27 protein-coding genes and 1 riboswitch are annotated in these 25,005 nt (G+C 64.3%); of the genes, 19 read left to right on the top strand and 8 right to left on the bottom strand.

The features are described from left to right. Positions 1-16 precede the first annotated feature (16 nt). From LR393_RS07405 to LR393_RS07395, 3 genes are all read left to right on the top strand, one after another. On the top strand, positions 17-1,279 hold the full coding sequence (locus tag LR393_RS07405; RefSeq protein WP_231482619.1) for a PP2C family serine/threonine-protein phosphatase: 1,263 nt from the start codon (positions 17-19) through the stop codon (positions 1,277-1,279). Positions 1,280-1,340: 61 nt separating this feature from the next. Beyond that, entirely contained in the window at positions 1,341-2,624 is a 1,284-nt protein-coding gene (locus LR393_RS07400) for a vWA domain-containing protein (protein ID WP_231482618.1), read from the top strand. Continuing rightward, entirely contained in the window at positions 2,621-3,379 is a 759-nt protein-coding gene (locus LR393_RS07395; RefSeq protein WP_231482616.1) for an FHA domain-containing protein, read from the top strand. Before LR393_RS07400 ends, LR393_RS07395 begins: the two co-directional genes overlap by 4 nt. A 55-nt stretch (positions 3,380-3,434) precedes the next feature. On the opposite strand, the gene LR393_RS07390 is transcribed toward LR393_RS07395, so the two are convergent. From LR393_RS07390 to purU, 3 genes are all read right to left on the bottom strand, one after another. Beyond that, positions 3,435-4,298, bottom strand: coding sequence for a hypothetical protein (locus tag LR393_RS07390; protein ID WP_231482611.1), 864 nt, complete (start codon positions 4,296-4,298; stop codon positions 3,435-3,437). Then, on the bottom strand, positions 4,295-4,882 hold the full coding sequence (locus tag LR393_RS07385) for a DUF6318 family protein (RefSeq protein ID WP_231482610.1): 588 nt from the start codon (positions 4,880-4,882) through the stop codon (positions 4,295-4,297). Before LR393_RS07385 ends, LR393_RS07390 begins: the two co-directional genes overlap by 4 nt. A gap of 124 nt (positions 4,883-5,006) precedes the next feature. After that, entirely contained in the window at positions 5,007-5,951 is a 945-nt protein-coding gene (gene purU / locus LR393_RS07380; RefSeq protein ID WP_231482608.1) for a formyltetrahydrofolate deformylase, read from the bottom strand. Positions 5,952-6,715: 764 nt separating this feature from the next. On the opposite strand from purU, the gene LR393_RS07375 reads away from it, so the two are divergent. Continuing rightward, positions 6,716-8,407, top strand: coding sequence for a glycoside hydrolase family 26 protein (locus tag LR393_RS07375; RefSeq protein ID WP_231482606.1), 1,692 nt, complete (start codon positions 6,716-6,718; stop codon positions 8,405-8,407). 70 nt (positions 8,408-8,477) lie between these two features. Here the strand turns inward: LR393_RS07375 and LR393_RS07370 are convergent, their stop codons facing one another. Then, positions 8,478-8,852 carry a hypothetical protein gene (locus LR393_RS07370; RefSeq protein WP_231482598.1) on the bottom strand — a complete coding sequence of 125 codons (375 nt, stop codon included), beginning with the start codon at positions 8,850-8,852 and terminating at the stop codon, positions 8,478-8,480. Positions 8,853-8,951: 99 nt separating this feature from the next. Between LR393_RS07370 and LR393_RS07365 the strand changes: the two genes are divergently transcribed. From LR393_RS07365 to LR393_RS07350, 4 genes are all read left to right on the top strand, one after another. Continuing rightward, positions 8,952-9,521 carry a LemA family protein gene (locus LR393_RS07365; protein WP_407937297.1) on the top strand — a complete coding sequence of 190 codons (570 nt, stop codon included), beginning with the start codon at positions 8,952-8,954 and terminating at the stop codon, positions 9,519-9,521. A 64-nt stretch (positions 9,522-9,585) separates the two neighbouring features. Next, positions 9,586-9,777, top strand: coding sequence for a hypothetical protein (locus LR393_RS07360; protein WP_231482596.1), 192 nt, complete (start codon positions 9,586-9,588; stop codon positions 9,775-9,777). A gap of 94 nt (positions 9,778-9,871) precedes the next feature. Then, positions 9,872-9,960: riboswitch (ZMP/ZTP riboswitch) on the top strand. Between the two features lie 52 nt (positions 9,961-10,012). After that, the gene (gene glyA / locus LR393_RS07355) at positions 10,013-11,311 is read left to right on the top strand and encodes a serine hydroxymethyltransferase (RefSeq protein ID WP_231482595.1); all 1,299 of its coding nucleotides are present in this window, start codon (positions 10,013-10,015) and stop codon (positions 11,309-11,311) included. Next, complete coding sequence (locus LR393_RS07350; protein ID WP_231482593.1) at positions 11,308-12,186, top strand: bifunctional methylenetetrahydrofolate dehydrogenase/methenyltetrahydrofolate cyclohydrolase; 879 nt, start codon at positions 11,308-11,310, stop codon at positions 12,184-12,186. The genes glyA and LR393_RS07350 overlap by 4 nt, the downstream gene beginning before the upstream one ends. A gap of 59 nt (positions 12,187-12,245) precedes the next feature. Here the strand turns inward: LR393_RS07350 and LR393_RS07345 are convergent, their stop codons facing one another. Together LR393_RS07345 and LR393_RS07340 are read right to left on the bottom strand one after the other, a co-directional pair. Further along, complete coding sequence (locus LR393_RS07345; protein ID WP_231482591.1) at positions 12,246-13,451, bottom strand: M20 metallopeptidase family protein; 1,206 nt, start codon at positions 13,449-13,451, stop codon at positions 12,246-12,248. A 41-nt stretch (positions 13,452-13,492) separates the two neighbouring features. Further along, a complete protein-coding gene (locus LR393_RS07340; RefSeq protein WP_231482590.1) occupies positions 13,493-14,170 on the bottom strand; it encodes an alpha/beta fold hydrolase in 678 nt (225 codons plus the stop codon). Positions 14,171-14,240: 70 nt separating this feature from the next. On the opposite strand from LR393_RS07340, the gene LR393_RS07335 reads away from it, so the two are divergent. The 5 genes from LR393_RS07335 (at position 14,241) to LR393_RS07315 (ending at position 20,086) form a co-directional block, all read left to right on the top strand. Beyond that, positions 14,241-14,975 (top strand): exodeoxyribonuclease III, encoded by a 735-nt coding sequence (locus LR393_RS07335; protein ID WP_231482589.1) that lies wholly within the window; start codon positions 14,241-14,243, stop codon positions 14,973-14,975. Then, a complete protein-coding gene (locus tag LR393_RS07330) occupies positions 14,969-15,799 on the top strand; it encodes an exodeoxyribonuclease III (RefSeq protein WP_231482585.1) in 831 nt (276 codons plus the stop codon). Before LR393_RS07335 ends, LR393_RS07330 begins: the two co-directional genes overlap by 7 nt. A 400-nt stretch (positions 15,800-16,199) precedes the next feature. Beyond that, a complete protein-coding gene (locus LR393_RS07325; RefSeq protein WP_231482583.1) occupies positions 16,200-16,793 on the top strand; it encodes a hypothetical protein in 594 nt (197 codons plus the stop codon). Then, on the top strand, positions 16,790-18,040 hold the full coding sequence (locus LR393_RS07320; RefSeq protein WP_231482582.1) for a DUF262 domain-containing protein: 1,251 nt from the start codon (positions 16,790-16,792) through the stop codon (positions 18,038-18,040). The genes LR393_RS07325 and LR393_RS07320 overlap by 4 nt, the downstream gene beginning before the upstream one ends. Before the next feature lie 399 nt (positions 18,041-18,439). After that, positions 18,440-20,086: a hypothetical protein gene (locus LR393_RS07315; RefSeq protein ID WP_231482572.1), complete on the top strand. Its 1,647-nt coding sequence runs from the start codon at positions 18,440-18,442 to the stop codon at positions 20,084-20,086. 10 nt (positions 20,087-20,096) lie between these two features. Here the strand turns inward: LR393_RS07315 and LR393_RS07310 are convergent, their stop codons facing one another. Further along, positions 20,097-20,630: a flavoprotein gene (locus tag LR393_RS07310; RefSeq protein ID WP_231482571.1), complete on the bottom strand. Its 534-nt coding sequence runs from the start codon at positions 20,628-20,630 to the stop codon at positions 20,097-20,099. Positions 20,631-20,716: 86 nt separating this feature from the next. Here LR393_RS07310 and LR393_RS07305 point away from each other — a divergent pair, with 86 nt between their 5' ends. The 6 genes from LR393_RS07305 to LR393_RS07280 all read left to right on the top strand — a co-directional run bounded on the left by LR393_RS07305 (position 20,717) and on the right by LR393_RS07280 (position 23,932). Then, a complete protein-coding gene (locus LR393_RS07305) occupies positions 20,717-21,898 on the top strand; it encodes a helix-turn-helix domain-containing protein (RefSeq protein ID WP_231482570.1) in 1,182 nt (393 codons plus the stop codon). A gap of 145 nt (positions 21,899-22,043) precedes the next feature. Then, positions 22,044-22,379, top strand: coding sequence for a hypothetical protein (locus tag LR393_RS07300; RefSeq protein WP_231482567.1), 336 nt, complete (start codon positions 22,044-22,046; stop codon positions 22,377-22,379). Continuing rightward, positions 22,376-22,768 carry a hypothetical protein gene (locus LR393_RS07295; RefSeq protein WP_231482566.1) on the top strand — a complete coding sequence of 131 codons (393 nt, stop codon included), beginning with the start codon at positions 22,376-22,378 and terminating at the stop codon, positions 22,766-22,768. Before LR393_RS07300 ends, LR393_RS07295 begins: the two co-directional genes overlap by 4 nt. Next, complete coding sequence (locus LR393_RS07290) at positions 22,765-23,046, top strand: hypothetical protein (protein WP_231482565.1); 282 nt, start codon at positions 22,765-22,767, stop codon at positions 23,044-23,046. The genes LR393_RS07295 and LR393_RS07290 overlap by 4 nt, the downstream gene beginning before the upstream one ends. Before the next feature lie 181 nt (positions 23,047-23,227). Continuing rightward, a complete protein-coding gene (locus tag LR393_RS07285; RefSeq protein ID WP_231482564.1) occupies positions 23,228-23,662 on the top strand; it encodes a hypothetical protein in 435 nt (144 codons plus the stop codon). Between the two features lie 72 nt (positions 23,663-23,734). Next, entirely contained in the window at positions 23,735-23,932 is a 198-nt protein-coding gene (locus LR393_RS07280) for a hypothetical protein (protein ID WP_231482563.1), read from the top strand. 591 nt (positions 23,933-24,523) lie between these two features. Here the strand turns inward: LR393_RS07280 and LR393_RS07275 are convergent. Then, on the bottom strand, positions 24,524-25,000 hold the full coding sequence (locus LR393_RS07275; protein ID WP_231482562.1) for a DUF4304 domain-containing protein: 477 nt from the start codon (positions 24,998-25,000) through the stop codon (positions 24,524-24,526). Positions 25,001-25,005: the final 5 nt, after the last annotated feature.

The following is a 25,005-nucleotide window of genomic DNA, read 5'->3' as shown; positions in this document are numbered from 1 at the left end:
ACGCCAAGAGGTTGATGTGAACGAGAATCCTCCGTCCGACGTGCACCCGGCGCCGGGACCGACAGCGGGGCAGCGCATTGTCTGCCCCAACTGCGGGGAGGACGCCGAGCCCGGTGACCTGTTCTGCGAAGGCTGTGGTCAGGATCTGCCCGACGGCATCACACCCGTGCCGGCCGACTCCTCCAAGCGGCCCGGGGGCCTGTCCCACCCGGCTGCCGCCCTGCCGACCACCCCGGTCGACCTGGAGTCGCTGAGCCCGGTCTGTCGCACCTGCCGGGGCACCACCTTCCAGGACGGCTACTGCGAGAACTGCGGTTCGCCCGCGGTGAAGATCCGCGACCACTGGGAGGAGCGCCCGGCCGCCTGGGTCGCGGCCGTCTCCGACCGAGGTGTACGGCACCACCGCAACGAGGACGGGATGGCCGTCTCGGCCCGCCCGGAACCCGGATCCCGCGCCATTCTCGTTGTCTGCGACGGAGTTTCGTCGTCCTTCGACTCGGACATCGCCAGCCTCGGCGCCGCCCGGGCCGCCCGCGAGGTGCTCGACCGGCCCCGGCCGGACGTCGCCTCGGTGGCCGGCCGCATCTCGGCCTGGAACGAGCGCCTGGCCCTGGCCGGTGACGAGGCGAACAAGCAGGCGGTCGAGGCCGGCCGTCACCCCAGCGGACGCCCGGGCGAACGCCAGGACAGCCCGCCGTCGTGCACGTTCGCCGCGGCCGTCGTCGACAACGGGGTGATCGTCGTCGGCTGGGTCGGCGACAGCCGCATCTACTGGATCCCCGACTTCGGCGAGCCCGAACAGATGTCACGGGACGACTCGTGGGCCACCGAGCAGATCCTCGCCGGGGTGCCGCGCGAGGAGGCCGAGAACGGGCCCCGGGCCCACGCGATCACCCGCTGGCTCGGACCGGACAGCCCCGACACCGTGCCCACCCGCGACTCCCGCGTACCCGACCGACCGGGCTGGCTGCTGGTCTGCTCCGACGGCCTGTGGAACTACTGCTCCCCGGCCTCCGACCTGGCCACGCTGGTGCGGGGTCTCGCGAACGAGGCGCAGGGCGATCCCTCACATCTCGCGAGCAGGCTCATCGACTGGGCCAACGCGCAGGGCGGGATGGACAACATCACGGTGGCCCTGGCCCGGATCGCGCCGATCCCACCGCAGCGCGGCAACGGGATCACATCCGACGAAACCACCACCCCGACGCAAGCAACGTCGAGCGGGCTCAACGGCGTCCTTGATTCGGCCCCCACCGGCCCCGGAAACCCGCACGCCTGACCTGCCCCCGGAAACACACGGGCCACGCCTCACGGTGGCCCACGAACGATCGGAGAGCCAGATGCCGTCCTTCAGCGCCGAGGTGTTCCAGAACGAGTTCATCTCCGAGGGCGCCACTGACGTACACGCCATTGTCTCGGTGACCTGCGCCGGAGCCGGCGAGGCGGGCCGCGGCGAAGGTGGTGAAGCCGCCGAGATCATCATCGTCGACACCTCCGGCTCGATGCTCGACGCGAAGATCATCGCCGCCCGCCAGGCCGCGGCCGTCGCCGTCGACCAGATCCTGGACGGCACCTGGTTCGCGGTCATCTCGGGCACGCACGTGGCCACCCGCGCCTTCCCGTACCCGAACGCCCGGGTCTCGATGGTGCAGATGGAGCCCGGCGCCCGGGCCGCCGCGAAAGACGCCATCTCCCGGCTCGAGGCCGACGGCGGCACCGCGATGGGTTCCTGGCTGAAGCTCGCCGGGCAGCTCTTCGACACCGTGCCCCAGGCCACCCAGCGGCACGCGATCCTGCTCACCGACGGGCAGAACCAGAGCGAGCAGCCCTACCAGTTCCAGGCCGCCATCGAGTCGGTCACCGGCCGGTTCCAGTGCGACTGCCGTGGCGTCGGCGCCGACTGGGACGTCGCCGAACTGCGCCACGTCTCCACCGCGCTGCTCGGCACGGTCGACCTGATCGCGAACCCGGCCGCGATGGCCGCGGACTTCGAGTCGCTGATGCAGAAGGCCATGGGCCGCGGCGTCGCCGAGGCCACCCTTCGTGTCTGGGCTCCGCAGGGCTCGCACCTGCTGTGGGTGCGCCAGGTCTCACCCAGCGTGGAAGACCTGACCAGCCGCAAGGTCGAGGTGAACCCGCTGACCTCGGCCTTCCCGACCGGCGCCTGGGGCGACGAGTCCCGCGACTACCACGTGGCCGTGCGCGTCCCCCCGCAGCCCGTCGGCCAGGAACGTCTCGCCGCCCGCGTGCAGCTTCTCGTACAGGACTCGGTGGTCTCGCAGGGCCTCGTGAAGGCCCGCTGGTCCGGCGACGACGCCCTCACCACCCGCATCGACCCCGCCGTCGCCCACTACACCGGCCAGGCCGAATTGGCTGTCGTGATCCAGGAGGGCCTGGCCGCCAAGGCCGCCGGCGACGAGGCCACCGCCACCACGAAGCTGGGCCGTGCGGTCGCGCTCGCCGCCGAGACCGGTAACGATGAGGCCACCAGCAAGCTGCGCAAGGTCGTCGACATCGACGATCCGGCCACCGGAACCGTGCGGCTGAAGCGCTCGGTCGACAAGCTGGACGAGATGGCGCTCGACACCGCTTCGACGAAGACGACAAGGGTCAACAAGCGATGAGCTCACGCTGTCCCGACGGGCACATCTCCGAATCGACAGACTACTGCGACGTCTGCGGTCAGCCGATCGGTGCAACGCCGACCCCTCCGCCCCTTCCGCCGAGCAACCCGCTCGACCTGATCTCCCCGGCCCAGCCGGGTGGCGGTCAGCCGGAGAAGGATTGCCCGCACTGCAACTCGGTCGTGCCCGCCGACGACTTGTTCTGTGAGGTCTGTGGGTACGACTTCACCACCGGGGTCATGCCCGAACCGGTGGGCGGGACCCCCGAGCCCGCGCCGTCCGCGGCCGAACCCGCAGCCCTCCAGCCGCCTGATCCCACTGTGCCCGTCGCGACTCAGGCCTCCCAGACGCCACTGACCTGGGTGGCCGAGGTGTGGGTCGACCCAGACTGGTACTCCACCCAGGAGAGCGACGAGCCCTGCCCGTCACCCGGTATGCCGCAGGTGGTTCCGCTGTGGGACCAGAGCATTCTGGTCGGGCGCCGGTCCACGAGCCGCAACATCCACCCCCAGGTGGACTGCGGCAACGACCACGGCGTCTCCCGCCGCCACGCCCAGCTCACCACCGACGGACAGCGCTGGTTCGCCGAAGACCTGCAGTCGTCCAACGGCACGCACATCGCCCCCGCCGGAGCCCCGCTGCCCACCACCCCCATCCCGGGCGGCCAGCGCACCGAGTTCCGCGAGGGCGACCGGGTTTACGTCGGCGCGTGGACAAGAATCGTCATCCGCCGGGCCACCCCCGACGAGTACTGACCCTCAACCTCCGGTCGCACCTGCCCCAGCCCCAAGGGGCAGGTGCGAATTTCTTTCAGGACGAGGTCCCCGCCACCAAGCGGTTCTGTGCCGAGACAACGTTCAGCGTGCTGGCCGGACTGTTCACCGTGGCGACCCCGTCCACGGGCAGCCAGGGCCCACCCCCGACGGAATACTCACCGCTGTAAACCGTAGTTAGCCCAACCTTTTGACGTCCGGACGAGCGATAGACGTGCGCAGTCCGCAGCTCAGGATAGGGCGCCCCCGCATCCTCGGTGGTCAGCCCGCCCCCATCCCCGTACCTCCACCGAAACTCCTCCGGCGTAGCCCGAACCCGAACCGCCTGCCCCAAAATCGTGGTCGGAAGCGTCACTGTGTCAGCTTCGGCGTAAAGATTCGTCGGAACATTCACCAACGTCCGACCATCCGCCGGCTGCATCACGATCGGCGAAGCCGGCAACGGCAGCCGCTGAAAATCCTCACCCGTGAGAACCGGTACCACGGGCGCAGGTTTGTCAGGATCAACATCCCCCAGGCAGACGTACGCACCGGTCGCCGTCCAGTTGTTGGAACCAACGGGCGCACTGAAAACCCAGTACCCGATATCGCGAGGCGCGGGTGTGCCGGCGCACATGAGATTGGCGTTGTTGCACAGCACGATTGCGCTTGTGGTGGGCAGGTTTCCCGCGCAGGCGGGGAGGTACATGTGTTTGGTTTTGGGCCGGGTGGAGACAGGGATCGTGGTGCCTGAATCTTGTGTGCCGTTGGATTCAGTCCATCCCCGAAGATCCATATTGCTGGCTGAGGCGCGTGAGGTTATGGATCTATCTGTGTTCGAGGGTGCATCCTCGGCAAAGGAGGCATGACCGTGGAACAGCATGGCTAAGCCCGTCACGGTGCCCACGAAAAGGCGCTTCACGAGGAACTCGCTTCGTCGATAGACACGTCGTGCACAAGCCACTCATGGTCGGCGGTCCACTGCAGAGCAACTGAGCTTTGAGTCTTGGGGACAGAAGGGTAGGTCTCTTGGCTTCCATCGGGACGCGTTTCAACTCCAGCTTGTTGTGAGATCACGGTGGCGACGAGTAGGCGATTACCCACCTTTCCTGGTGGAGCGGCAACAAAGTAAATTTGAACGGTGGATCCAGAGATCGTTGAGTTTTTAGATTTCGCGTCTCGGATGTCAGTGAGTGTGGACGCACAGAATGTGCAGCTGACCTGGACGATGGAATTAAATTCGTCCGTGCTCAGCGATTCGTAGGCATAATTATGTACATCCCAGAAATACCGAACAAAATCCTCCGCCCCCTTCGCACTCCGCACCGCCTTCGGAGCAACTGGCGGTGTCGCAGTCGCGCTTGGGGTGGGTGTTGAAGAAGGTAAAATTGTTGTTGTGAGTGTAGGGGTGGGGTCCTTGCTACCTCCTGTGCAGCCGGTTATGGCCAGCAGGCCGGCCAGGACTCCGACGGCAACACCTTGTGCTCTGAATCGTCCCCCGATCATGCAAAGAGAATAGCCAGCCTCCCCCTCAAAGTCCGCCCCTGAATCCAAACTGTGGATAACGTCCACAAGCTCCAAAGCAGAACGGCCCGGCCCCTGGACGGGGGCCGGGCCGTTCGGGGTGGGGTCAGCTGAAGACGACGGTCTTCGTGCCGTTGATCATGACCTTGTTTTCGGCGTGCCAGGTGACGGCTCGTGAGAGCACCTGGCACTCGACGTCCCGTCCGGCGGCGGCCATCTGCTCGGCGCTGGTGGCGTGGGTGACGCGCTGGACGTCCTGCTCGATGATCGGGCCCTCGTCGAGGTCGGACGTGACGTAGTGGGCGGTGGCCCCGATGATCTTCACGCCGCGGGCGTGGGCCTGCTGGTAGGGCCTCGCACCCTTGAAGCTGGGCAGGAACGAGTGGTGAATGTTGATGGCCTTGCCGCTGAGGGCCTGGCAGAGCTCGGGGGAGAGCACCTGCATGTAGCGGGCGAGGACGACGAGGTCGATCTTCTCGCGGTCGACGATCTCCAGGAGCTGTTTCTCGGCCTCGGGCTTGGTGTCCCTGGTGACCGGGATGTGGATGAACGGGATGCCGTGCGACTGCACGAGGTCCTCGAACTCCCGGTGGTTGCTGACGACGGCGGGGATGTCGATGCCGAGCGCGCCGATGCGGTGACGGAAGAGCAGGTCGTTGAGGCAGTGGCCGAACTTCGACACCAGCACCAGGGTGCGGCAGCGGGTACTGGCGTCGACGAGGCGCCACTGCATCTGGAACGAGTCGGCGACGGACAGGAACCCGTTGCGCAGACGGTCGAGGGTCTCGACCGGGTCGAGCGCGGTGAACTTCACCCGCATGAAGAAGATGCCCGGGTCGGTGCCGTCGTGATCGTCGAACTGCTCGCTCTGCAGGATGTTGCAGCCGTGCTGGATGAGGAAGCTGGCGACGGCGTAGACGATGCCCGGCCTGTCCTCACAGGCGAGCGTCAGGATGTACTGCCGGCGGTCGGCCGGGGCGGAGCCGCCCGTGCCGAGGGGAGTAGGTGTGGATGTCGGCGCGGATGGGGTGGATGCAGAGGCCTCGGTCACCTGCGCAGCGTGCGTGGGAGGGCACCGAACGGTCAAGAGCGGCGCCCCGGCGAGGTGGGGCGACCTCGGGAAAGGCGGCCCGATCGAGCACGGGAGCGGATCTGATAGCACATCAGAAGCAGTGCTCGTGACCTTCAAGGACTTGCACGCTAAGTGAATGTTATGGAAGTGGCAAAGATGCGTTGCGCGCTACCTGCCGGTACTGCGTAGTCGTTCGATGGCTCACCGTTAGACCCGCAGCTCACATGATCATTTGGCACCACCAACACGCCGCCATGACCTGCGCGACGTCCGTTCTGCGAGGGTTGGGAATTGGTCGGGCGGGTCTCACCTGAGACTGTCCTGAGAATCCCAAGATTGCCTTGAATGGCCTCTGACCAGCACTGGTATGGTCTGCCACACATTAGACGGTTGGGGACGGGGTCACCTAGCATCACGATTCGATCTCGGTTGCGACATATGGCCGGGATGCATCCGTATCAACCGGCCAAGGGCGGCCAGCAGCCGTGCAAGAAGCCGGGCGACCATGGGAGCAGAGAACCACCGTGACGAGCAGACGCAGAGCTCAGGGCGAGGGCGATCGAAGAGCCAGATCCGCTGCGGAGCGTGAGGGCCGGGAGGCTCCCGCGAACCGTGGCGAAGTGCTCGACACCCGCCGTAGCCGAGCCACCCGAGCAACCCGCGATTCCGTCCGATCTGCCCCGCTGGACCCCGCAATGGCCCGCCGCAAGCGGCGCGCCGCTGCCAACGCCCGAGTGGGTGCGTTGGAGGGGTCCTCTTTCTTTGCCGACGACGACGGCCAGGACAAGAGCACCCGGAGCACCCAGGCCACGAGCGTCCGGGTCGAGCCGGCCCCGGCCGAGCAGCGGCTCAGCCGCTCCGACCTGCGGGCCCGCCGCGAGCGCATGGAGAAGCGGCGCCGTCGCCGCGCCCTGCAGCGCCAGCTGACGTTCGGGCTGCTGGGTCGCGAGACCGACCCCGACGCCGTCACGGTCGCGATCCCCCAGCTGGAGGAGACGCAGACCGGTTCCATCAAGGTCCGCTCCGCACGCGCCACGGTGAAGGCCCCGCCGTCCGGGTCGCTGGAGATCGTCGAGACCGATGTCACGGTCGACGACCCGACGCCCACCGGTGAGCTCAGCAGCCGCCGTGCCCTGCGGGGGCAGCGCCCGAAGACCGGCCGCCGGTCCAACCGCGGCCCGATCGGCCGTGCGGTCAGCAACAAGCGCGCCTGGCTCGGTGCCGTGGCGATCGCGCTGACCATTGCCGTGCCCGGCGCCTACTTCATCGACCGCGCCCAGCAGGACACGGTCGAAGAGGCCGCGCTGACGAGCGACAGCAACTCGATGCCGGCGATCACCGCGGACCGTTCCGCGTCGCCGACCTCGGAAGAGCTGAAGAAGAACCAGGAACGCCTGGGCAAGGCCACGTCCACGAAGACCAAGAAGGCCGCGGCCAGGACGAGTACCAAATCGAAGTCGCCGAGCGCGAGCAGGACGACGGAGGACTCCTCGCCGTCCACGACCACCAGCAGCGGGAAGACCACCCAGATCGGCCTGGCCAACCTGAGTGACAAGGCCTCCGGTCTGGGCTGGGCTTCGGGTCTGTACATGCCGGGCAGCAGCGCCGGCAACGCCGCGGCCTTCGGGAAGTGGCGCGGCGCGGGTGTCGACGTGGTCGTCGACTGGCCGGCGCGCGCCAGCTGGGACGACCTGATCAACCCGGAGTGGCTGTACGACTCCTGGAAGAACACCTCGTACACCAAGTCGTTCGGCTTCCCGCCCTTCCCGGAAGACGGAAGCACCCTGTCGCAGTGCGCCTCGGGCGCCTACAACGACAAGTGGAAGCAGATCGCCACGAACATCAAGGCCGCGGGCCTGGACGACACGAGCGTCATCCGCCTGGGCTGGGAGTTCAACGGCGACTGGTACAACTGGCAGGCCAACGATCCGGCTGCTTTCGCCGAGTGCTGGCGACAGGTCGTGGGTGCGGCCGAGTCGGTGGCTCCGGCCCTGACCTGGGACTGGAACGTCAACCGGGGCGTCAGCGCCGGTCAGGCCGACCCGGCCAAGGCCTACCCGGGCGACAAGTATGTCGACATCGTGGGCGTCGACTCCTACGACATGTGGCCCGGTGCGACCAGCGAGTCCGCCTGGGACGAGCAGCTGAACGGCAAGCAGGGCCTGACGTACTGGGCCAACTTCGCCAAGAACCACGGCAAGAAGATCAGCGTGCCGGAGTGGGGTGTGTACCCGGGTACGGCGCATGCCGGTAACAACGGCGGCGACAACGCGTTCTACATCGCGAAGATGAAGGCCTGGTTCGAAAGCCTGGGCAGTCAACTGGCTTACGAGGCCTACTTCAACGAGCCGGCGAGTTATTACGCCGGGTCGATCTTCGGCGAGGTACAGAACCCGAATGCCGCCGCGAAGTACAAGGCGCTCTGGGGCAAGTAGACCGCACGCGAGAACGCCTCCCGGGAAGCATTTTCCCGGGAGGCGTTTTTCGTGGTGGGTGAACGATGCGCTAGAGAATGCCGTCCTCGATCTGTTCCACGGTGACCGACCAGTGCAGGTCTTTGAGCAGGGCATCGGCGTCGATCGCGGTGAGCTGTTTCTTCAGCAGCCGAAGTCGCTTGCGGCGCGGGATCTCCGGGTCGGCATCGGCGCCCGCGTAGAACTCGTCGAACGCCTTCAGGAATCCGCGGAAGGCATCCATGCTGCTGCTGAGCAGGCACGGCGTGCTCGGGGTGGGGTCGAGCAGGAAGAGGCGACCCTCGGCGTCCACACCGATCTCCTGGTAATGATTCGCCGCCCCGATGACCGTGAACTCGCGCCCGCCCATCTCCTGCACCCGTGCGGGCCGGTCGTCGAGGGTCATGCCGAAGCGCAGCTCTTCCATGACATCAGGATATGACTCGTCCGGTAGGACCGAATGGTCTGCCCCTTGGGTCGTGAATGGGGCAAACGCGTGGAATGGGGATCGGTGACTGGCTACGTTGTGGCCATGGTGCTCGTGGTGACGCTTGCCGTCCTGGTGGTCGTGGGGCTTTTCCTGTTCTGGGCGGTGCGCGCCTACAACGGGCTCGTGCGCCGCCGGAACCAGGTCGAGGCCGCGTCCGCACAGATCGACGTGCAGCTCAAGCGCCGTCATGACCTGATCCCGAACCTGATCGAGACGGTGAGGGAATACGCGGCCCACGAGAGCGGCACCCTGGAGGCCGTGGTGCAGGCGCGGCAGCAGGCGGTGGCCGTGAACGGGGCGGGCGCCGGGCAGCGGGCGCAGGCCGAGAACGAGCTGTCAGCCACGCTGTCGCGGCTGTTCGCGGTGGCCGAGGCCTATCCCGACCTGAAGGCCAGCCAGAACTTCGGCGCGCTGCAGGGCGAGCTGGCCGACAGCGAGGACAAGATCGCCTACGCCCGGCAGTTCCTGAACAACGCCGTGCAGACCTACAACACGAGCATCCAGGCCGTGCCGACGAACATCGTCGCCGGCCTGGGGAGTTTCACGCCGGCCGAGTACTTCGAAGCCCGGGGCGAGGAGCGCGGAAACGTCTCCGCCCAGTTCTGATGCCTGATGTCCTGATCAAGATCCTGTTCGTCGCCTTCTTCCTGGCGATCTGGGCTGCGCCTACATGCTCTGGTCGACCCGGCCCTCCGAGATCGAGCCGGATGCGGCCACGCCGGAGCTGCCCGGTGACGAGCCGCCCGCTGTGGTGAGCCTGCCGGCCAACCGCTGGCTTTCCGCGAGGGTCCGGGTCGGGAAGGTCGTGCGCATCCAGGCCCGGCCGTGGACGCGCCGGGTGACGGCAATCCAGCCGGTTTGAGACGTTCGTCCGCCGACTGCTGACAGCTGTTGCGGATGATGCGATGCTTATCGCCATACGCAACCGACCGGCCACTCGCGGGCATTGATACGATGTTCCTCGCCGCGACTGGCGTTCGGGTGGGTCACCACCGGGAAGCGGTGGAGTGTCGTCGTCTTCGGGTCGTTCGCCTGGGCCCGGGGCAAGGGAAGCACGACCTGACCACCCGACGACCGACACTGCTTGGAGTAACCGCATGACGTCTGACGCCGCCTCCACCAGCCGCGCGATCACCAACGAGTCCCTCGCTGACGCCGACCCCGAGCTCGCCGCTGTTCTGGGCAACGAGCTGGGCCGTCAGCGGAACACCCTCGAGATGATCGCCAGCGAGAACTTCGCTCCCCGCGCCGTGCTCGAGGCGCAGGGTTCGGTGCTCACGAACAAGTACGCCGAGGGTTACCCGGGCAAGCGCTACTACGGTGGCTGTGAGTTCGTGGACGTCGCCGAAGAGCTGGCCATCAGCCGGGTGAAGTCCCTGTTCGGGGCCGACTACGCCAACGTGCAGCCGCACTCCGGCGCGCAGGCCAACGCCGCCGCGATGCACGCGCTGATCCGCCAGGGCGACACCATCCTGGGCCTGGAGCTGGCCCACGGCGGTCACCTGACGCACGGCATGAAGATCAACTACAGCGGCCGGCTGTACAACGTGGCCGCCTACGGGGTCGACCCGAAGACGTTCCTGATCGACATGGACGTCGTGCGCGAGAAGGCCCTCGAGGCCCGGCCGAAGCTGATCATCGCGGGCTGGTCGGCCTACCCGCGTCAGCTCGACTTCGCCGCGTTCCGCTCGATCGCCGACGAGGTCGGTGCCTACCTGATGGTCGACATGGCGCACTTCGCCGGTCTGGTCGCCGCGGGTCTGCACCCGAGCCCGATCCCGCACGCCCACGTCACCACCAGCACCACACACAAGACCCTGGCCGGTCCGCGGGGCGGCATCATCCTGGCCAACGACCAGGAGAACGCCAAGAAGTTCCAGTCCGCGGTCTTCCCGGGTCAGCAGGGTGGCCCGCTCATGCACGTGATCGCCGGTAAGGCGGCCGCGTTCAAGATCGCTCACTCCGATGCGTTCAAGGACCGTCAGGCCCGCACCGTGCGGGGCGCCAAGATCCTCGCCGAGCGCCTCACTGCCGCCGACGCCACGAAGGCCGGCGTCTCGGTGCTCACCGGTGGCACCGACGTGCACCTGGTGCTCGTCGACCTGCGCGAGTCCCAGCTCGACGGTCAGCAGGCCGAAGACCGCCTGCACGAGATCGGCGTGACCGTGAACCGCAACGCGGTCCCGTTCGACCCGCGTCCGCCGATGGTCACCTCCGGTCTGCGCATCGGCACGCCCGCGCTGGCCACCCGGGGCTTCGGCGACGAGGAGTTCACCGAGGTCGCCGACGTGATCGCGAACGCCCTGCAGCCCACGGCCGACATCGAGAGCCTGCGCAAGCGGGTCGAGAAGCTGGCCCAGGACTTCCCGCTGTACGAAGGCCTGGAGTCCTGGTGACCGCGCAGCTTCTCGACGGCAAGGCCGCCGCGGCTGCCATCCGTCTCGAGCTCAAGGAGCGTGTCTCCCGGCTGAAGGAACAGGGCATCGTTCCCGGGCTGGGCACCGTGCTGGTCGGTGAAGACCCGGGCAGTGCCAAGTACGTCGCGATGAAGCACGCCGACTGCCTTGAGGTCGGCATCAACAGCATCCGCGAGGACCTGCCCGCCGACGCGACGCAGGAGCAGGTGGAGGCCGCGGTCAAGCGGCTGAACGACGACCCGGCCTGCACCGGGTACATCGTTCAGCTGCCGCTGCCGAAAGGCCTGGACTCCGACCGGGTCCTGGAGCTGATCGACCCCGCGAAGGATGCGGACGGTCTGCACCCGACGAATCTCGGCCGCCTGGTGCTCAATGTCAACGCGCCGATGACGAGCCCGATCCCGTGCACCCCGCACGGCATCGTGGATCTGCTGCTGCGCAACGACATCGACCTCAAGGGCAAGGAGGTCTGCGTGGTCGGCCGCGGCGTCACCGTCGGTCGCCCGCTCGGCCTGCTGCTCACCCGTCGCGAGCTCAACGCCACGGTCACGTTGTGTCACACCGGTACTCGTGACGTGGCCGAGCACGTGCGCCGCGCCGACGTGGTGGTCGCCGCGGCCGGGGTCGCGAACATGATCACCGCCGACATGGTGAAGCCGGGCGCGATCGTGCTCGACGTCGGTGTCAGCCGGGGCGTTCCCGACCCGGTCACCGGAAAGTCCAAGCTGGCGGGCGATGTCGCGCTCGACGTGCGCGAGGTGGCCGGCTGGGTGGCACCCAACCCGGGCGGTGTGGGCCCGATGACCCGCGCGATGCTGCTCGCCAACGTCGTCGAGGCGGCGGAGCGGCAGTAAGAGCTTCAAAATTGAGGACGCCCGCCACTCACCGATGGTGAGTGGCGGGCGTCCTCAATTTAAATACTGAGTTGACGCAATGCCAGCTCGGTGTACAGAGCCGCCCCGTCGGGAAGCACCGCGTCGTCGAACGTGGCGTGCGGCGAGTGATTGCTCGGTGCGGTTTCCGGATCGTGCCCCTCGGGGCACGCACCAATGAGAACCATCGCCCCCGAGACCTTCTCGAGAACCCGGGAGAAGTCTTCGGTGCCGGTGAGAGGCCGGGCCAGGGTGTGCGTGCGGGACTCGCCGAACAGGTTGGCCGCCGCCTCGAAGGCGAAGTCGGTTGCGCTGACGTCGTTCAGCGTGACCGGGCACTCCTCGACGTACTCGACCACCACCTCCACGCCGTGCGCGTCGGCGATGCCCTGGCAGACCTGGTGCACCAGATCGCGCACCTGACGACGCACGCCCCGGTCGAAAGTGCGCACGGTGGCCTCGAAACCGGCGGTCTCCGGGATCACTGTGTGCTTGGTGCCCGCCTTCAGCTTGCCCACGGTGAGCACTGCGGCCTCGAAAGCGTCGATGCGGCGGGTGATCGCGGTCTGCAGCGCCATCACCATCTCGCAGATGGCCGGCACCGGGTCGCGGGCCAGGTGCGGCGACGCGGCATGCCCACCGGAGCCCCGGGCCGTTACGAAAAGCCCGTCCGCAGCGGCCATCACCGCTCCGGGGCGGGTGGCGATCGTGCCCAGCGGCACCTGGTTCGGCAGCACGTGCAGGGCGAAGGCCTTGTCCACGGCGCGACCGGCGGCGCCGAGCACGCCCCCACCGATCATCTTCGAGGCGCCCTGATAGCCCTCCTCGCCGGGCTGGAACATCAGCACCACGTCACCGGCGATCTGATCCCGCCGGTCGTTGAGCAGCCGGGCGGCCCCCACCAGCATCGCCGTGTGCAGATCGTGACCGCAGGCGTGCATGGCGCCGTCGACGGTGGAGCGGAACGGGCTGCCCACCTCCTCGTGCACAGGCAAGGCGTCCATGTCCGCGCGCAGCAGCACCACCGGCGCGGTCTCCGGGTCGGGAGAGGCCGTGCCGCGCAGTACGGCGGTCACCGAGCCGATCTCCTGACCCGCCGTGATCTCCAGGTCCAGGCCGTCGAGGGCCTCGAGCACCGCCTGCTGGGTGCGTTGCAGCCGGAGCCCGATCTCGGGGCGCCGATGCAGCCTGTGCCGCAGATCGGCGAGATCGTCGCTGATCCCGGCCGCGTCGTCCAGAAGGGTCATGCCACGTGTCTACCCTTTGTCGAGCCCCCTGGACAGGGGTTTCACAGAATGTGACTCCTGATCCACGCCGCGACCAGGTCCGGAGCCTCGTGGACCGGCGTGTGACCGGTTGGTAACACCTGTAGCCGAGCTCCGGGAATCCCGTCGGCCAGTTCCTGCGCATGATGCACGGGCCGGGCCTGGTCGTACTCGCCGTGCAGCACCAGGGTCGGCGCGGTGATGCGGGACAGGGCCGGGCGGAAGTCCAGATCGTGCTGACTGGCCAGCGCGTCGTGGGCGGCCTGGGGGTTCACGTCGGTCGCCCAGGACAGCCATTCCTCGCGCAGCGCCGGCTCGAGGGGCCTGTGGAACGACCGGTCGAGCACGGCGGCCAGCAGGTCCGGGGCCAGGCCCGCCGTCAGTGCCCGCAGGATGCTCCGGACGTCGCCGTGATCCTTCATGTGCGCCCCGGTGTCGACCAGCACCAGGTGAGTGACCAGGTCGGGCCGGGACAGGACGAGCTGTAGTGCGATCGCGCCGCCGGTGGAGTGCCCGAGCAGCGCCACCGGCCCCTCCAGATGCCGGGCGAGGTCGTCGGCGAGGGCGGGGATGTCCCAGGGGCCGGGGCGGGTGAGCCAGGACCAGGTCTTGAGCGGGAGGTCGGGTGTGAGCTCGGCGGCCAGCCGGTCGAACACGGCTGGGGTACAGAACGAACCGGGGAGGGCCAGAACTGTGACCATGGTTCCCCTCCTCTTCGGGTCACGGTGGAAGACGTCCCGGGCACGTTCCTCGATGGGGGAGGATGGCGCCATGAGGATCGCGACCGTCAACGTCAACGGTATCCGGGCTGCTGAGCGGCGGGGCATGCCCGCCTGGCTCGCCGAGCGGCAGCCGGACATTCTCTGTCTGCAAGAGGTCCGGGCCGACGACGCGACGCTCATGAAGATCATGGGTGAGGGCTGGTACGGGGTGCACGAGGAGTCTGCCTCGGCCAAGGGGCGGGCCGGCGTCGCGGTGCTGTCCCGTACCGAGCCGGTCGCTGTCCGTTCCGGCCTGGGCGACTTCATCTCGGTCGGGCGCTGGGTGGAGGCCGATTTCGCGCTGACACCCTCGGCTGAGGGTGAGCCCGGACTGCTGACAGTGGTGTCGGTGTACGTGCACACCGGCGAGGCCGAAACCCCGAAGCAGGCCGAGAAGTACGCTTTTCTGAACGAGATCCGTGAGCGCATGAACAAACTCGCCGCGGACGGGCGTCATTTGGTGGTGTGCGGCGACTTCAACATCTGCCACCGCGAGGCCGACCTGAAGAACTGGAAGGGCAACCTGAAGAAGGCCGGTTTCCTGCCGGCCGAAAGGGCCTGGATGGACTCGCTTTTTGACGAGGACGGGTTCGTGGACGTCCAGCGCTCGCTGGCGGGGGAGGGGCCGGGGCCTTACACCTGGTTCTCGTGGCGGGGGAAGGCCTGGGATAGCGCAAGTCCTCAATCTGCCACGTGTATTAGTGCAGGTCAGAACGTTACGAAGGGTGTTTACGCGTCGTGCTGAGGGTTGCTACTGCCAACGTCAACGGTATCCGGGCGGCTGAGCGGCGGGGGATGCCTGCCTGGCTCGCTGAACGCCAGCCGGACATCCTTTGCCTCCAGGAGATCCGCGCGGATGACGCGACGCTCATGAAGATCATGGGTGAGGGTTGGTATGGGGTGCATGAGGAGTCTGCCTCTGCGAAGGGGCGGGCCGGCGTTGCCGTGCTGTCTCGGACTGAGCCTGTGGCCGTGCGCTCGGGGCTGGGGTCCTTCCTCGGTGCTGGGCGCTGGGTTGAGGCTGACTTCGCTCTGATGCCTTCTGCTGAGGGTGATCCCTCGCTGCTGACCGTCGTGTCGGTCTACATCCACACGGGGGAGGCTGAGACGCCGAAGCAGGATGAGAAGTACCGGTTTATGGATGAGATCCGGGAGCGGATGAACAAGCTCGCCGCCGACGGCCGGCATCTGCTGGTCTGCGGTGACTTCAACATCTGCCACCGCGAGGTGGATCTGAAGAACTGGAAGGGAAATCTGAAGAAGTCTGGGTTCTTGCCGCGGGAGCGGGCTTGGATGGATTCGCTATTCGGTGAAGACGGTCTTGTGGACGTTCATCGAAAGATGGCTGGGGAGGGGCCTGGGCCTTATACATGGTTCTCATGGAGAGGCCGTGCTTGGGATTCAGGGGCCGGGTGGAGAATTGATTACCTAATTTCCGACCCTGCACTGAGCGGTCACATAGTTGCTGCCGACGTAGACCGAGCGCCTGCCTATGCTGAGCGCTGGAGTGACCACTCGCCCGTCTATGCCGACATGGACGTGATTCTTTTACGAGCCCAGGATCTTTGAAGCGACCGGTTGCACCATAGGCGCTTCTCTTTTTGGGCGTCGCTAAGTTGAATCAGAGTGGCCGTCGATCTTGTGACCTAGAGTGACGACACCGTCAATCTGTTCACGCCGTGGATTGAATTGCCGCACTTCCCTGAGGTTTCCTACACCCCAAGGCACTCTAGGGTCACCGCTCCAGCGGATTCGAGCGCGGCACCGATACGCGCTAGCTATGCTGGCGAGACCGCATCCGGCTACACGGCCTGGCGTGTCTCATGGCCTCCATCTGCACTCACTTAATCACTCGAGAGACGGTAAGGCCCTCTCTTGGTAGGGGTCGCACGAAGAACCTTGAGTCACGCAGAATCGGGACATATACTGTCCTATACCAAGATCCAGAAAGGCTTCCAGAAAGAAGACGATGGACTATCCGAAACAGGAAGACCTATTGGGAAGTGATCCGCTTCTTCGTTGGATAGATGAACATTTTCTACGCTCAGATCCTTTTGCTTTTCCCAATTCCGATTTTCGCAAATTTGTAAGACTTGTCTCCGACCAGCTCCAGGTGGACCCGAACGGCATATTTTGTATTGGATCAGGCGCCATCGGACTTTCTTCTAACCCTGGAAAAGTGAGTGGCCGGAATTTGAAGCCCTTTGATGAGAAATCCGATCTCGACATCGCCGTGATTTCCGAGGTCCATTTTGAACAAGCGTGGCGAGATCTACGAAACAAGGCTCAGCCGAGCCTGGATCCCATGGATAAATTGGTAAAAGAAAATATTTCTTGGCAGCGTAAGCGCTTCTTTGATGGTGCCATCCTCATCAATAAGTTGCTGCCAGTACTTTCCTTTGGTTCATCATGGATTGCCGCTATTGAGCGCATCCAAGAGCGCACCTCCATTCTCCTAGACCGGAATATCGATGTCGAGATATGGGTCTACCGCGACTATTGGAGCGTGCGAAACTACGTCGCCCAAGGCATCGTCGAATGCAAGAAGGGGATTCTCGCGTGATTAGCAATAATTCATCACCTGAATTTGAAAAACAGCTAGCGTCGACGGCATCCAGCTTCACAGTGAACTATTTTTATAAGAAGTATGTCGATGGCGAGTTGATTCTTCGCCCTCCGTTCCAAAGAAATTTGGTGTGGAACGTCGAGCAGCAGAGCTTTTTGGTGGACTCGATACTTCGGGGCCTACCTGTACCGGAGATATACGTCCAGAACGATACGACCGCCGACGGCGACGAATTAATGATCGTCGTGGACGGCCAGCAGCGCATTTCAACATGCATTAGTTTCCTAGCTGGAGAACTTCGTATCATTGGCGATGGTGATTTGGATGAAAAATGGCGAAACAAAAAATTCGACGAACTTGAGGATGCGCTGAAGAAGCGGTTTCGTAGCTTCGAGCTTATCGTTCGAAAGCTTCCAGAAGAAACAAATTCTGTTTTGCGGGAAGTTTTTCGTCGCCTCAACAAGACCGTCGAGCCATTGGAGGCTCAAGAGCTTCGGCATGCTGCTTACAGTGGGCCGTTCCTCGAACTCGTAGAAGCCGCAGCTGGGAGACCTCTGCTCAGCGAAATTGGCGTCTTCTCTTCGAAGGATTACCTTCGGAGGCGAAACGACGAGTTCTTTGGCGAGATCTGCTTTTCATTAGCTACAGGAGCATTCCCGAACAAGAAGGATGGATTGGAGGACTTATTTCTAACGTACGAGCGCCAAGGAATTCCGCAAGAAGTTCTCAACGACTTAAACAGAAAGCTTGGTCGCATCTTTGAACAACTAGCGCCGATAGCTGGCCAGCTAAGGAGGACTCGTTTCCGGAACAAGTCAGACTTCTATTCGCTGCTGCTCTGCCTAGGCAAGAACGCCCACGTATTGCCGACAAATGATCCCGAAAACCTTACGCAGGTACTCAAGGACTTCTCGAACCGGATCAACGACGTGAAGAAGGAAGAAAGCGAGGGGCGACCGATTGAATCACTAGTCAAAGATAATCTTGGTCAGCATGCGGTTAAGTATCTGCGGGCTGTGGAACGGGCGGCTAGTGATCGACTGAACCGTGTGCGCCGCGACGAAGCACTTCGAGGCATACTCCTTCCAATACTCATGGAATCACCGTCGCGACCCCTAGTTTCTTCAGATGAATCTTGGCGTCATGAAGGTGAAGAAGTAGATGAGGCTGTTGATGAGGACGCGGAGTTAGATAACTTAACCGAGAAGGAAGCCCTGCAACAAGCGCTATTGGCTAGCGATTGACATGGTGAGTCCTTCTTAGTGAAGGGTGGGCTTATGCTGCCGGGTGGCGGGCTTCCGTTGAGTGCTCGGGAGAAACTTGCTCAACCTATCTACGGCGAACTGAATTCCTCCTATGTTTGGTCTGGCAGCCACACGCTCCCCCTTAGCAGGGACGCATGGGAATATTACAGGGGGGCTCTCGAGGGGCAAGTAATTGATTTGGCTCGGATAGCTACCGAGTGGTCAGGGGCCGAAGACAGCTTTATCTCGGTCAGGTCGTGGATAAGCAACCTGTTGCAGGCACGGCAGGCTATCGTTTCTTTGTTGTACTCGCTCAGACCCTTCGACGTATTTCAGCCTCTAGAGGCAAATTCTTTACTGGGCTCAGTTGACGTATGGATGCGTGGTATAGCGGATTGCGTGCTGAATCTCCAGGAGCCAGTTCTCAACCTCGCTGTCTCGGGCGTCGATTGGCTTCGTGAAACGCATGACAATGAAGGTCAGGACCTTTTAGCCTTGGCTTTTGATCTGCCAGATCGCGATCTGCGTAATGAGCATGGCGAATTCCTGCCCTCACGTGTTTTTGAAGCCCACTACCAGAAGAATCATGAGTTGATACAGAGGGTTGTGGGACATCTCCAGTCGTTAGGCGTACCTCCGGTTTATGACGCACTCGCCGCCGTCTGTATTGTGGGGTGGGTAGTCTGTGCTGAAAATCAAGTCTTGGCCGCCGCAAGTCTCAAATCTACGTACCACTATCTCGCCGAAAGCGATCCTGAACTATCTTCTGCAGTGGTCTCGTACTTTGATAAGCGCGAGCCAGTGCTGCGCCAGGGGCGGGATCGTATTTCTCGCTCCATTGCTCTGGCGCGATCAGGCGATGCGCTTAGCGGAGAAGTTAACGCTTTGGCATTTGCGGACGCCTACAAGCGACTCGTTGAGGGGCCAGTCCGTCAATACGGTTGGTTGCACCATTGTTTGCGAAAGGGACTTCCATGGTCAGAGGTCCCGATGGTCAGACAGATCCATGAGGCTTTGCTTTCGCACGACAGTTGGGTTGCTTCTGTCGCCGCCGTTGGGATTCTGCCGGAATTCCGAAACGCTGAAGCGCACGAAAGCCTTACGTGGGATGGCACTCGCCATGAGTATGTCATTGACGATGATGCTATTCCAGTAGCCAGAGTAGTTCTCGCAGCCGCCTGGGCGGACTCCTTCGCTCGCGGCTGCGATGCGGGAGTAGTTTGCTTCAAAGCTGCTTCGCTGGAATTAAAGCTAAGCCTTCCGAGCCCGGACGAAAGGGGTCGCATGCCGGCTTGGCGGCGCGCCGAAGCCTTATTCGGTACCAATGGTCTGCATGTGACGTCATTGGATCTTAACGCCAGGGTCGCAACGGTGTCGCTTCACGAGTTCTTTATGGAGAATATTAACCCTTGCTTTCAGGCTCTTGTTAATGTCAACGCTTTACTGCCGAGTATTGAACAATTTAAAGTTACGGTTGCTGGCGATCCAGATTTTGGATTTACGGTTGCAGCCGTTGCGCTGCGCGCAACGCATGAGGTCTGGTCATACGCGGTAAATACCTTCAGCGCGATGCCCTTCTCTACGTTCTTGCCTGCCAATCTGGATGCACGAGGACGCGTGGAGAAACCGCTAGCCGCTGCTCGATCGATTGCCTGGATAGCCATCGACGATGTTCTTGATGCGTTGGAGGCCAGTCCAATTCGATGGAGCAGCCGTGATCGGAAACTCTACGTTGATCGGCTAACCCTTTCTCGGAAGGCCGTGGCAATATGTCTGGAATTGGTCGAAGTAGAGCATCGTTTTCGTTTGAAGCTGGTTCAGGGTCTATGGGAAGAAATATTGCTGCTTCTGGCCGATGGCTCAATTGGTAACGGCTACGATGAGATATCAAGGCTGGTTCCCATCGCTAAGGCCAGACAGTATTGGGAGACTTGGGGGCCTGTCGATCGTTTGCCGGGAGTGGAACCAGGTCCACAGGAGCGGTTCAGGGACGTCCTTATCGGCCATCGTCAAAGGCCTTCAGACCTCCGGTGGAGAACGATATAAATCTTGCGGGTTAGAAAAGTTCAAGCAAAGCTGCCTCGACTTTGGTCCATGGGAAGTTCCCTGGCTCCAACTCGCCGCCCTTGCCAGGTTGAGTGCGTTGGGTCAGCACGACCTGCACTCGTTCCTCGGCGAGATATTCCAAACTTCGTCTGTAGGCACCATGTGAGGCTAAGGCCCTATTCATCCAGGGGGCGATGATAACTGGCTTACCCTGGCCAATTGCCTCGCACACGACGCCCACGGCCAGAGTATCCGTGATGCCGTTCGCGATCTTGTTGACACTATTGAAGCTGGCTGGAGCAACAATTAGTGCGTCTGGAGTCGGAAGCACATCGGGGTCGTTGGGGTGTTTGTAGTCTGATCGAACAGGATGACCGGTTAAATCACGCAGTTCGGTGCTGTTGACAAAGCGTTCTCCCATGGGAGTTGTTATTACACACACATCCCAACCGAAGGATCTAGCGCTACGGATGAAATCGTAAGATTCGTAGGCGTTGCTAACACCGCAGATAATCACGTACAGAACTCCTCGGGCGCTGCTCACCTGGCAACTCCTGTCGATAGCGCTCGGGCAATGTCGGTCCGTCGCTAGAATGTCACCTTCTAGTGCATCGATGGCGAGGGGGTCGCGTGGGTGACGTTGAGAACACCGGTGCGCGCATCCGCCAATGCCGCAGGGCGCGAGGGCTGAGCCTCGATCAAGCGTCCGGCCTGGCCGGCATCAGTAAGGGGTATCTCTCCAGGTTGGAGCGTGGGGAACGCTCGGTGGACTCGCGGGCGCTGCTGACGACGATTGCTCAGGCGCTGGAAGTCTCGGTAGCTGATCTGACTGGTCAGCCCTATGCCCCGCGCGAGCAGACCCACGCGGACGCGCACCGTGGGGTGCAGGCGACGCGGTTGGCGCTGCTCGATCCGGACGGGCCGGGGCGGTCGGAGGCTGAGGTGGCTGCGATCATCGACGGCCTGGACCAGATCATGGCTCGGTGCGACCTGGTGGATGAGGCGCGCATCGTTCCCAGCATCCTGCGCTGGACCCAACAACTTGCCAAAGAGACCGGTTCACCGGAGGCCCATCGTCGGGTGGCGATCGCCGCGTACACGGCGATCTTCTATGCGCGGAACATGGGGGAGTTCGACCTGGCCTGGATGGCCGCGGAGAAGCTGCGGTCGGCGGCTGAGGCGTCGAATGATCCGGCGACGCTGGGGCTGGCGGCTTACGGGCAGGCTCACGCGCTGACGCCGGCGGGGGCGCTACGGCGGGCGGCCTCTGTTGCTCAGTCTGGATTCGAGGCAACTGCCCTGGGAGAGAGCGAGAGTCTGGCGGCTCGGGGTTCGTGCCTCCTGGTGGGCGCGGCGACCAATGCGAGCTTGGGCAACATCGATACGGCTCGGGCTCAACTGGATGATGCGATGAGCCTGGCGGCCCGGGTTGAGGAGCCGACGTTGGTCGCGCGGCACACGTCGTTCAGCTCGTGGAACGTGATCATGCATCGAGTGGCCGTCGAGGTTGAGTCGGGGAATCCGGCGGCGGCGCTGGAGACTGCGCGCCCGTTGGCTACTCACCCGGTGAAGCAGCGTGAGCGGATGTCGTACCTGTGGGTCGACATGGGCCGCGCGTTCTCCCGGATGGATCGTCATCGCGAGGCGATCGATGCTTTTCGCCGCGCTGAGCGTTCCGCACCGCTGCGCGTCCGGCTGAGTCCGGTGGTCCGCGATGGCGTCCGGGATCTCCTCAACCAGAACCACCGCCGTGTGTCCGGTGCAGAACTGCGCGGCTTGGCCGAGCGTTGCGGAGTGCTCGGCGAGGTATAAGGGGGTTGCCAAGCTGGCAACCTTTCGACCCTTGTGCGGCCGCACCCTGTAGGGCATGCGAGGGATATCGGGGAGAGGACGCCGAAAGGCGATCCTGACGGGGAGCGCGCAACCGGTCCACGACGTGGGGACGAATCTGCGTCCGATGCTGTTCGGCTATCAGACTGTCCGGCCGGACTCGTCCGATGACGAAGTGACGAACGGGCGGCGGGTGCTCGTCGCGTATGCCGCGCTGGAGGGGTACACGCTCGGGGAGATCTTCCTGGAATGGACCCCTGGGACGGCCTTCTCGGCGTTGTCGGCGCTGGTTGCTACGGCTGAGCGCTGCGAGGTGCGCACTGTTGCTGTGCCTTCGGTGCTTGATCTTGGGTGGCTGCCGCGGGTCCAGGAACTGGTTCGTCGGAAGTTGGAGAGCGGTGGCCTGACGGTCCTCGTCCTTCAATCGACGGGGGCGCAGGCTGAGCGGCGGTGGTCCGCGTGAACGAGGTCGCCGGTCCGGCCGTTCCCATTCGGGGCCTTGTCCCGGGTTCTCTTCGGCGCCTTCGGCCGGCCCTTGCGGTCAAGGGCACGTCGAGCCTTTGGACGGGGCGTCTCGAGTTCGCGGTCATGGATCGGCACGGGGGTCCGATCTGCGAGGCGTCCATCGTGGCGCGGCTCGACCACGTGATGATCTGGTTCGGGCCGACGTGCCTGGCCGTCATCGATCGGGACCGGCTTCGGGGCTGGCTGCACGCTCCGACTCATCCGCTGGAACAGGACGACATCGTGTTGGAGCGGACGAATGAGGGACGCCTGTCGCTCAGCATCGCGGGCCGGTTGCCGGATCTCGTCCCGGCTGAGGTCGTCGACAACTTGTACCGCTGGGTGTGACCGCAGTGATCGAGCCAGCGGAGCGCGTCCTCAATCGAACCGAGCTGGTCAAGGCGCTGGAGCGCGTCAAGGTCGTGGCGATCACGGTCACCGAAGAACAGGGGACCGGGCGGTTCACGGTCTTCCTGCACGGTCCCGCCGGCCAGTGGGCTCACGACGACGCGCGGCGAACGGTCGCTGAGATCGCCGGTGTCATCGGCGTCGAAGAGGCGCCCGGGGCGCCCACCATCCTTCGCGTGATGGTCGCGGCGTCCGAGCGAGAAGGGACGCCTGCATGAGATGAGTCGGAGGCCGGGCCACCCCGTTCCTATGCGGGGAGAAGGGTGGCCCGGCTGGAACGTGTCACGTCCCGGTGTCGGATGGTACCGGGGCGTAGTCGGCGTGCGTAACAAATCGGACGCGCGTGTCTGGCTCGCCGGTGCCTTGAGCAGAAATGTTCGGGGTAGGTGGGAGCGAGAGTTGACGAAGCAAGGCGAGGACGACGGTCACGGGGACAGCGGCCCAGAGTGGGGCCAGCGCGAGGCATCCAAGGGTGATGCACGCACTGACCTGGGCGGGATGGGCTCGCGTGACTGGGATTTCCTGGAGAACGAAGGATTCGCCGGTGGCGAAGAGAGCTTGATCGTGCCGTGGCAGTCGGTGCGGGCGGGGGAGTCGCGGGAACTGATGGCGTCCTATCGTCGGGCGCGTCGGCTCGCTGCTCGCCTGCGACGCTGCCTCGGTGATGTCGGCTTCGCGGACGCAGACTTTCCGGAACTCGGTGCGGGTGTCGCGCCCGATGGCCGGCCGGTTGTAGTGCTCGGGGCTGTCCCCGAGACGACGGTCGTCCGCCTGGTGCTGCTACTGGAGTCTCGGCGGCTGCCACCCGGCGGCGAGGGGCGCACCGCCGCATAGATCTCTTCCCTCCGGCTATGGGCCGGCTGGCCCGCTCATGTTTGCCGATCTATTGAGACGGGGGAACTTTCGGTGATGGCCGAATACGGAAGGGTAGTCATGTCGGTGCCGGTGGAGTTCCGACGACTGGCCCTGGTAGAGCGCGAGATCGGTATGTGCATGGCCTATCTCGCGGTCCTGGAACAGGGACACCGCAGCGAGGAGGCGACGCTTGCCGACCTTCGCGTCTGCCTGCAACGCATACAAGGGATCGTGCTCAACGGGTCGTAGTGGCCTTCGCAGTCACGCGGTCTGGCCGCCGCGTCGTGACCGGCGTCCGCGCCGCACGCGCGGCGCGGGCGGCCCCGGACCGCGCCAGCGGTCCGGCTTGATGAAGTAAGGGCAACTTTCTACACCTCGGCGCTCGACCCCGGTCTACGCGAGGTCAAGCTCAAGCTGCGCGAAGACCGGCAAGGTAGGGCGCCGGACTTGGGGCCTGCGGCGCGCCGGAGTCAGCGGCCGGCGGACCCGGGCGAAGCGTCCAAGCGCATCGCGGAGCAACAGAACCGGGAACCAGAAGTGCGGGGTACGGCGGCGCGTCATGGGCTTGCCCTCCCGGTGGTGGTCTCGCGGTGGGGCCGGGTGGTTTTCCCTGCCCCGCTGCGGGCACCAGGTACCTCGCCCTGGGAGGCTCGCGATCAACCCCGCTCCGACCTACCTCGTCCACACGCGCCTGTGCGGAGCACAGACCTGGACCGGGCTGGGACTGCGGGGTTTATCGGGAGTCAGGGCGTGGTACCGGAAGGTGAGCCGTGCGCCTTAGATGCTTGGCTTCGTATGTCGCCTGTCGGAAGTGACGAAAACTGTTCCATGGCGGGATACTCAGTCTTGTTCGGTGAGCCAGTCGTCCTCACCGCTTACACGCGAAACCATGCGCCTTCTAATCTCCGGTAATCCGTCCTGCTCCATGGCGGTGACGATCTCGAGTACGACGGGCTCTGTGGGCCTGCCAAGAAAGATGTCCCACCACTTGTCCTCGAGCGGACTCTTGAGCGATCCAAGCCGCTCGACCCACGGTCCTTGAGGCCCATAGACGCCAGCCGATGGCTTCGGTTCCACAGGGAAGCCTGAGGTCTCGCAGAAGCGCTGCCATTCTGCGTGCGAGATCACGCTCAGGTTGACCGTGAACCGGACGTGCTCAGCGGTGTTGTACCTCCAGCTCTGGAAGTCCACTTGGACAAAGTGGTTGGGAACGTCCAAGTCGTACTTTCGTCCGGAGCCTTTGAACCCCAACTTTCGGAGTCGAGGGGCCATCTCGTCACGGAGCATCCGCTTGTACGCATCCTGTGCGGTCGTCACCGGGC

Source organism: Kineosporia mesophila (genome assembly GCF_021129235.1).
Classification (GTDB): domain Bacteria; phylum Actinomycetota; class Actinomycetes; order Actinomycetales; family Kineosporiaceae; genus Kineosporia; species Kineosporia mesophila.
Note: the sequence above shows the minus strand (reverse complement) of the source record. Positions and strands in the feature narration are given on the sequence as shown.

What these genes read in the sequence shown, in the direction of transcription:
- LR393_RS07400 (WP_231482618.1), top strand. Translation starts at nt 1,341, where the DNA reads ATGCCGTCCTTCAGCGCCGAGGTGTTCCAGAACGAGTTCATCTCCGAG.
- LR393_RS07395 (WP_231482616.1), top strand. Translation starts at nt 2,621, where the DNA reads ATGAGCTCACGCTGTCCCGACGGGCACATCTCCGAATCGACAGACTAC.
- LR393_RS07385 (WP_231482610.1), bottom strand. Translation starts at nt 4,882, where the DNA reads ATGATCGGGGGACGATTCAGAGCACAAGGTGTTGCCGTCGGAGTCCTG.
- LR393_RS07370 (WP_231482598.1), bottom strand. Translation starts at nt 8,852, where the DNA reads ATGGAAGAGCTGCGCTTCGGCATGACCCTCGACGACCGGCCCGCACGG.
- LR393_RS07360 (WP_231482596.1), top strand. Translation starts at nt 9,586, where the DNA reads ATGCTCTGGTCGACCCGGCCCTCCGAGATCGAGCCGGATGCGGCCACG.
- glyA (WP_231482595.1), top strand. Translation starts at nt 10,013, where the DNA reads ATGACGTCTGACGCCGCCTCCACCAGCCGCGCGATCACCAACGAGTCC.
- LR393_RS07345 (WP_231482591.1), bottom strand. Translation starts at nt 13,451, where the DNA reads ATGACCCTTCTGGACGACGCGGCCGGGATCAGCGACGATCTCGCCGAT.
- LR393_RS07340 (WP_231482590.1), bottom strand. Translation starts at nt 14,170, where the DNA reads ATGGTCACAGTTCTGGCCCTCCCCGGTTCGTTCTGTACCCCAGCCGTG.
- LR393_RS07335 (WP_231482589.1), top strand. Translation starts at nt 14,241, where the DNA reads ATGAGGATCGCGACCGTCAACGTCAACGGTATCCGGGCTGCTGAGCGG.
- LR393_RS07325 (WP_231482583.1), top strand. Translation starts at nt 16,200, where the DNA reads ATGGACTATCCGAAACAGGAAGACCTATTGGGAAGTGATCCGCTTCTT.
- LR393_RS07300 (WP_231482567.1), top strand. Translation starts at nt 22,044, where the DNA reads ATGCTGTTCGGCTATCAGACTGTCCGGCCGGACTCGTCCGATGACGAA.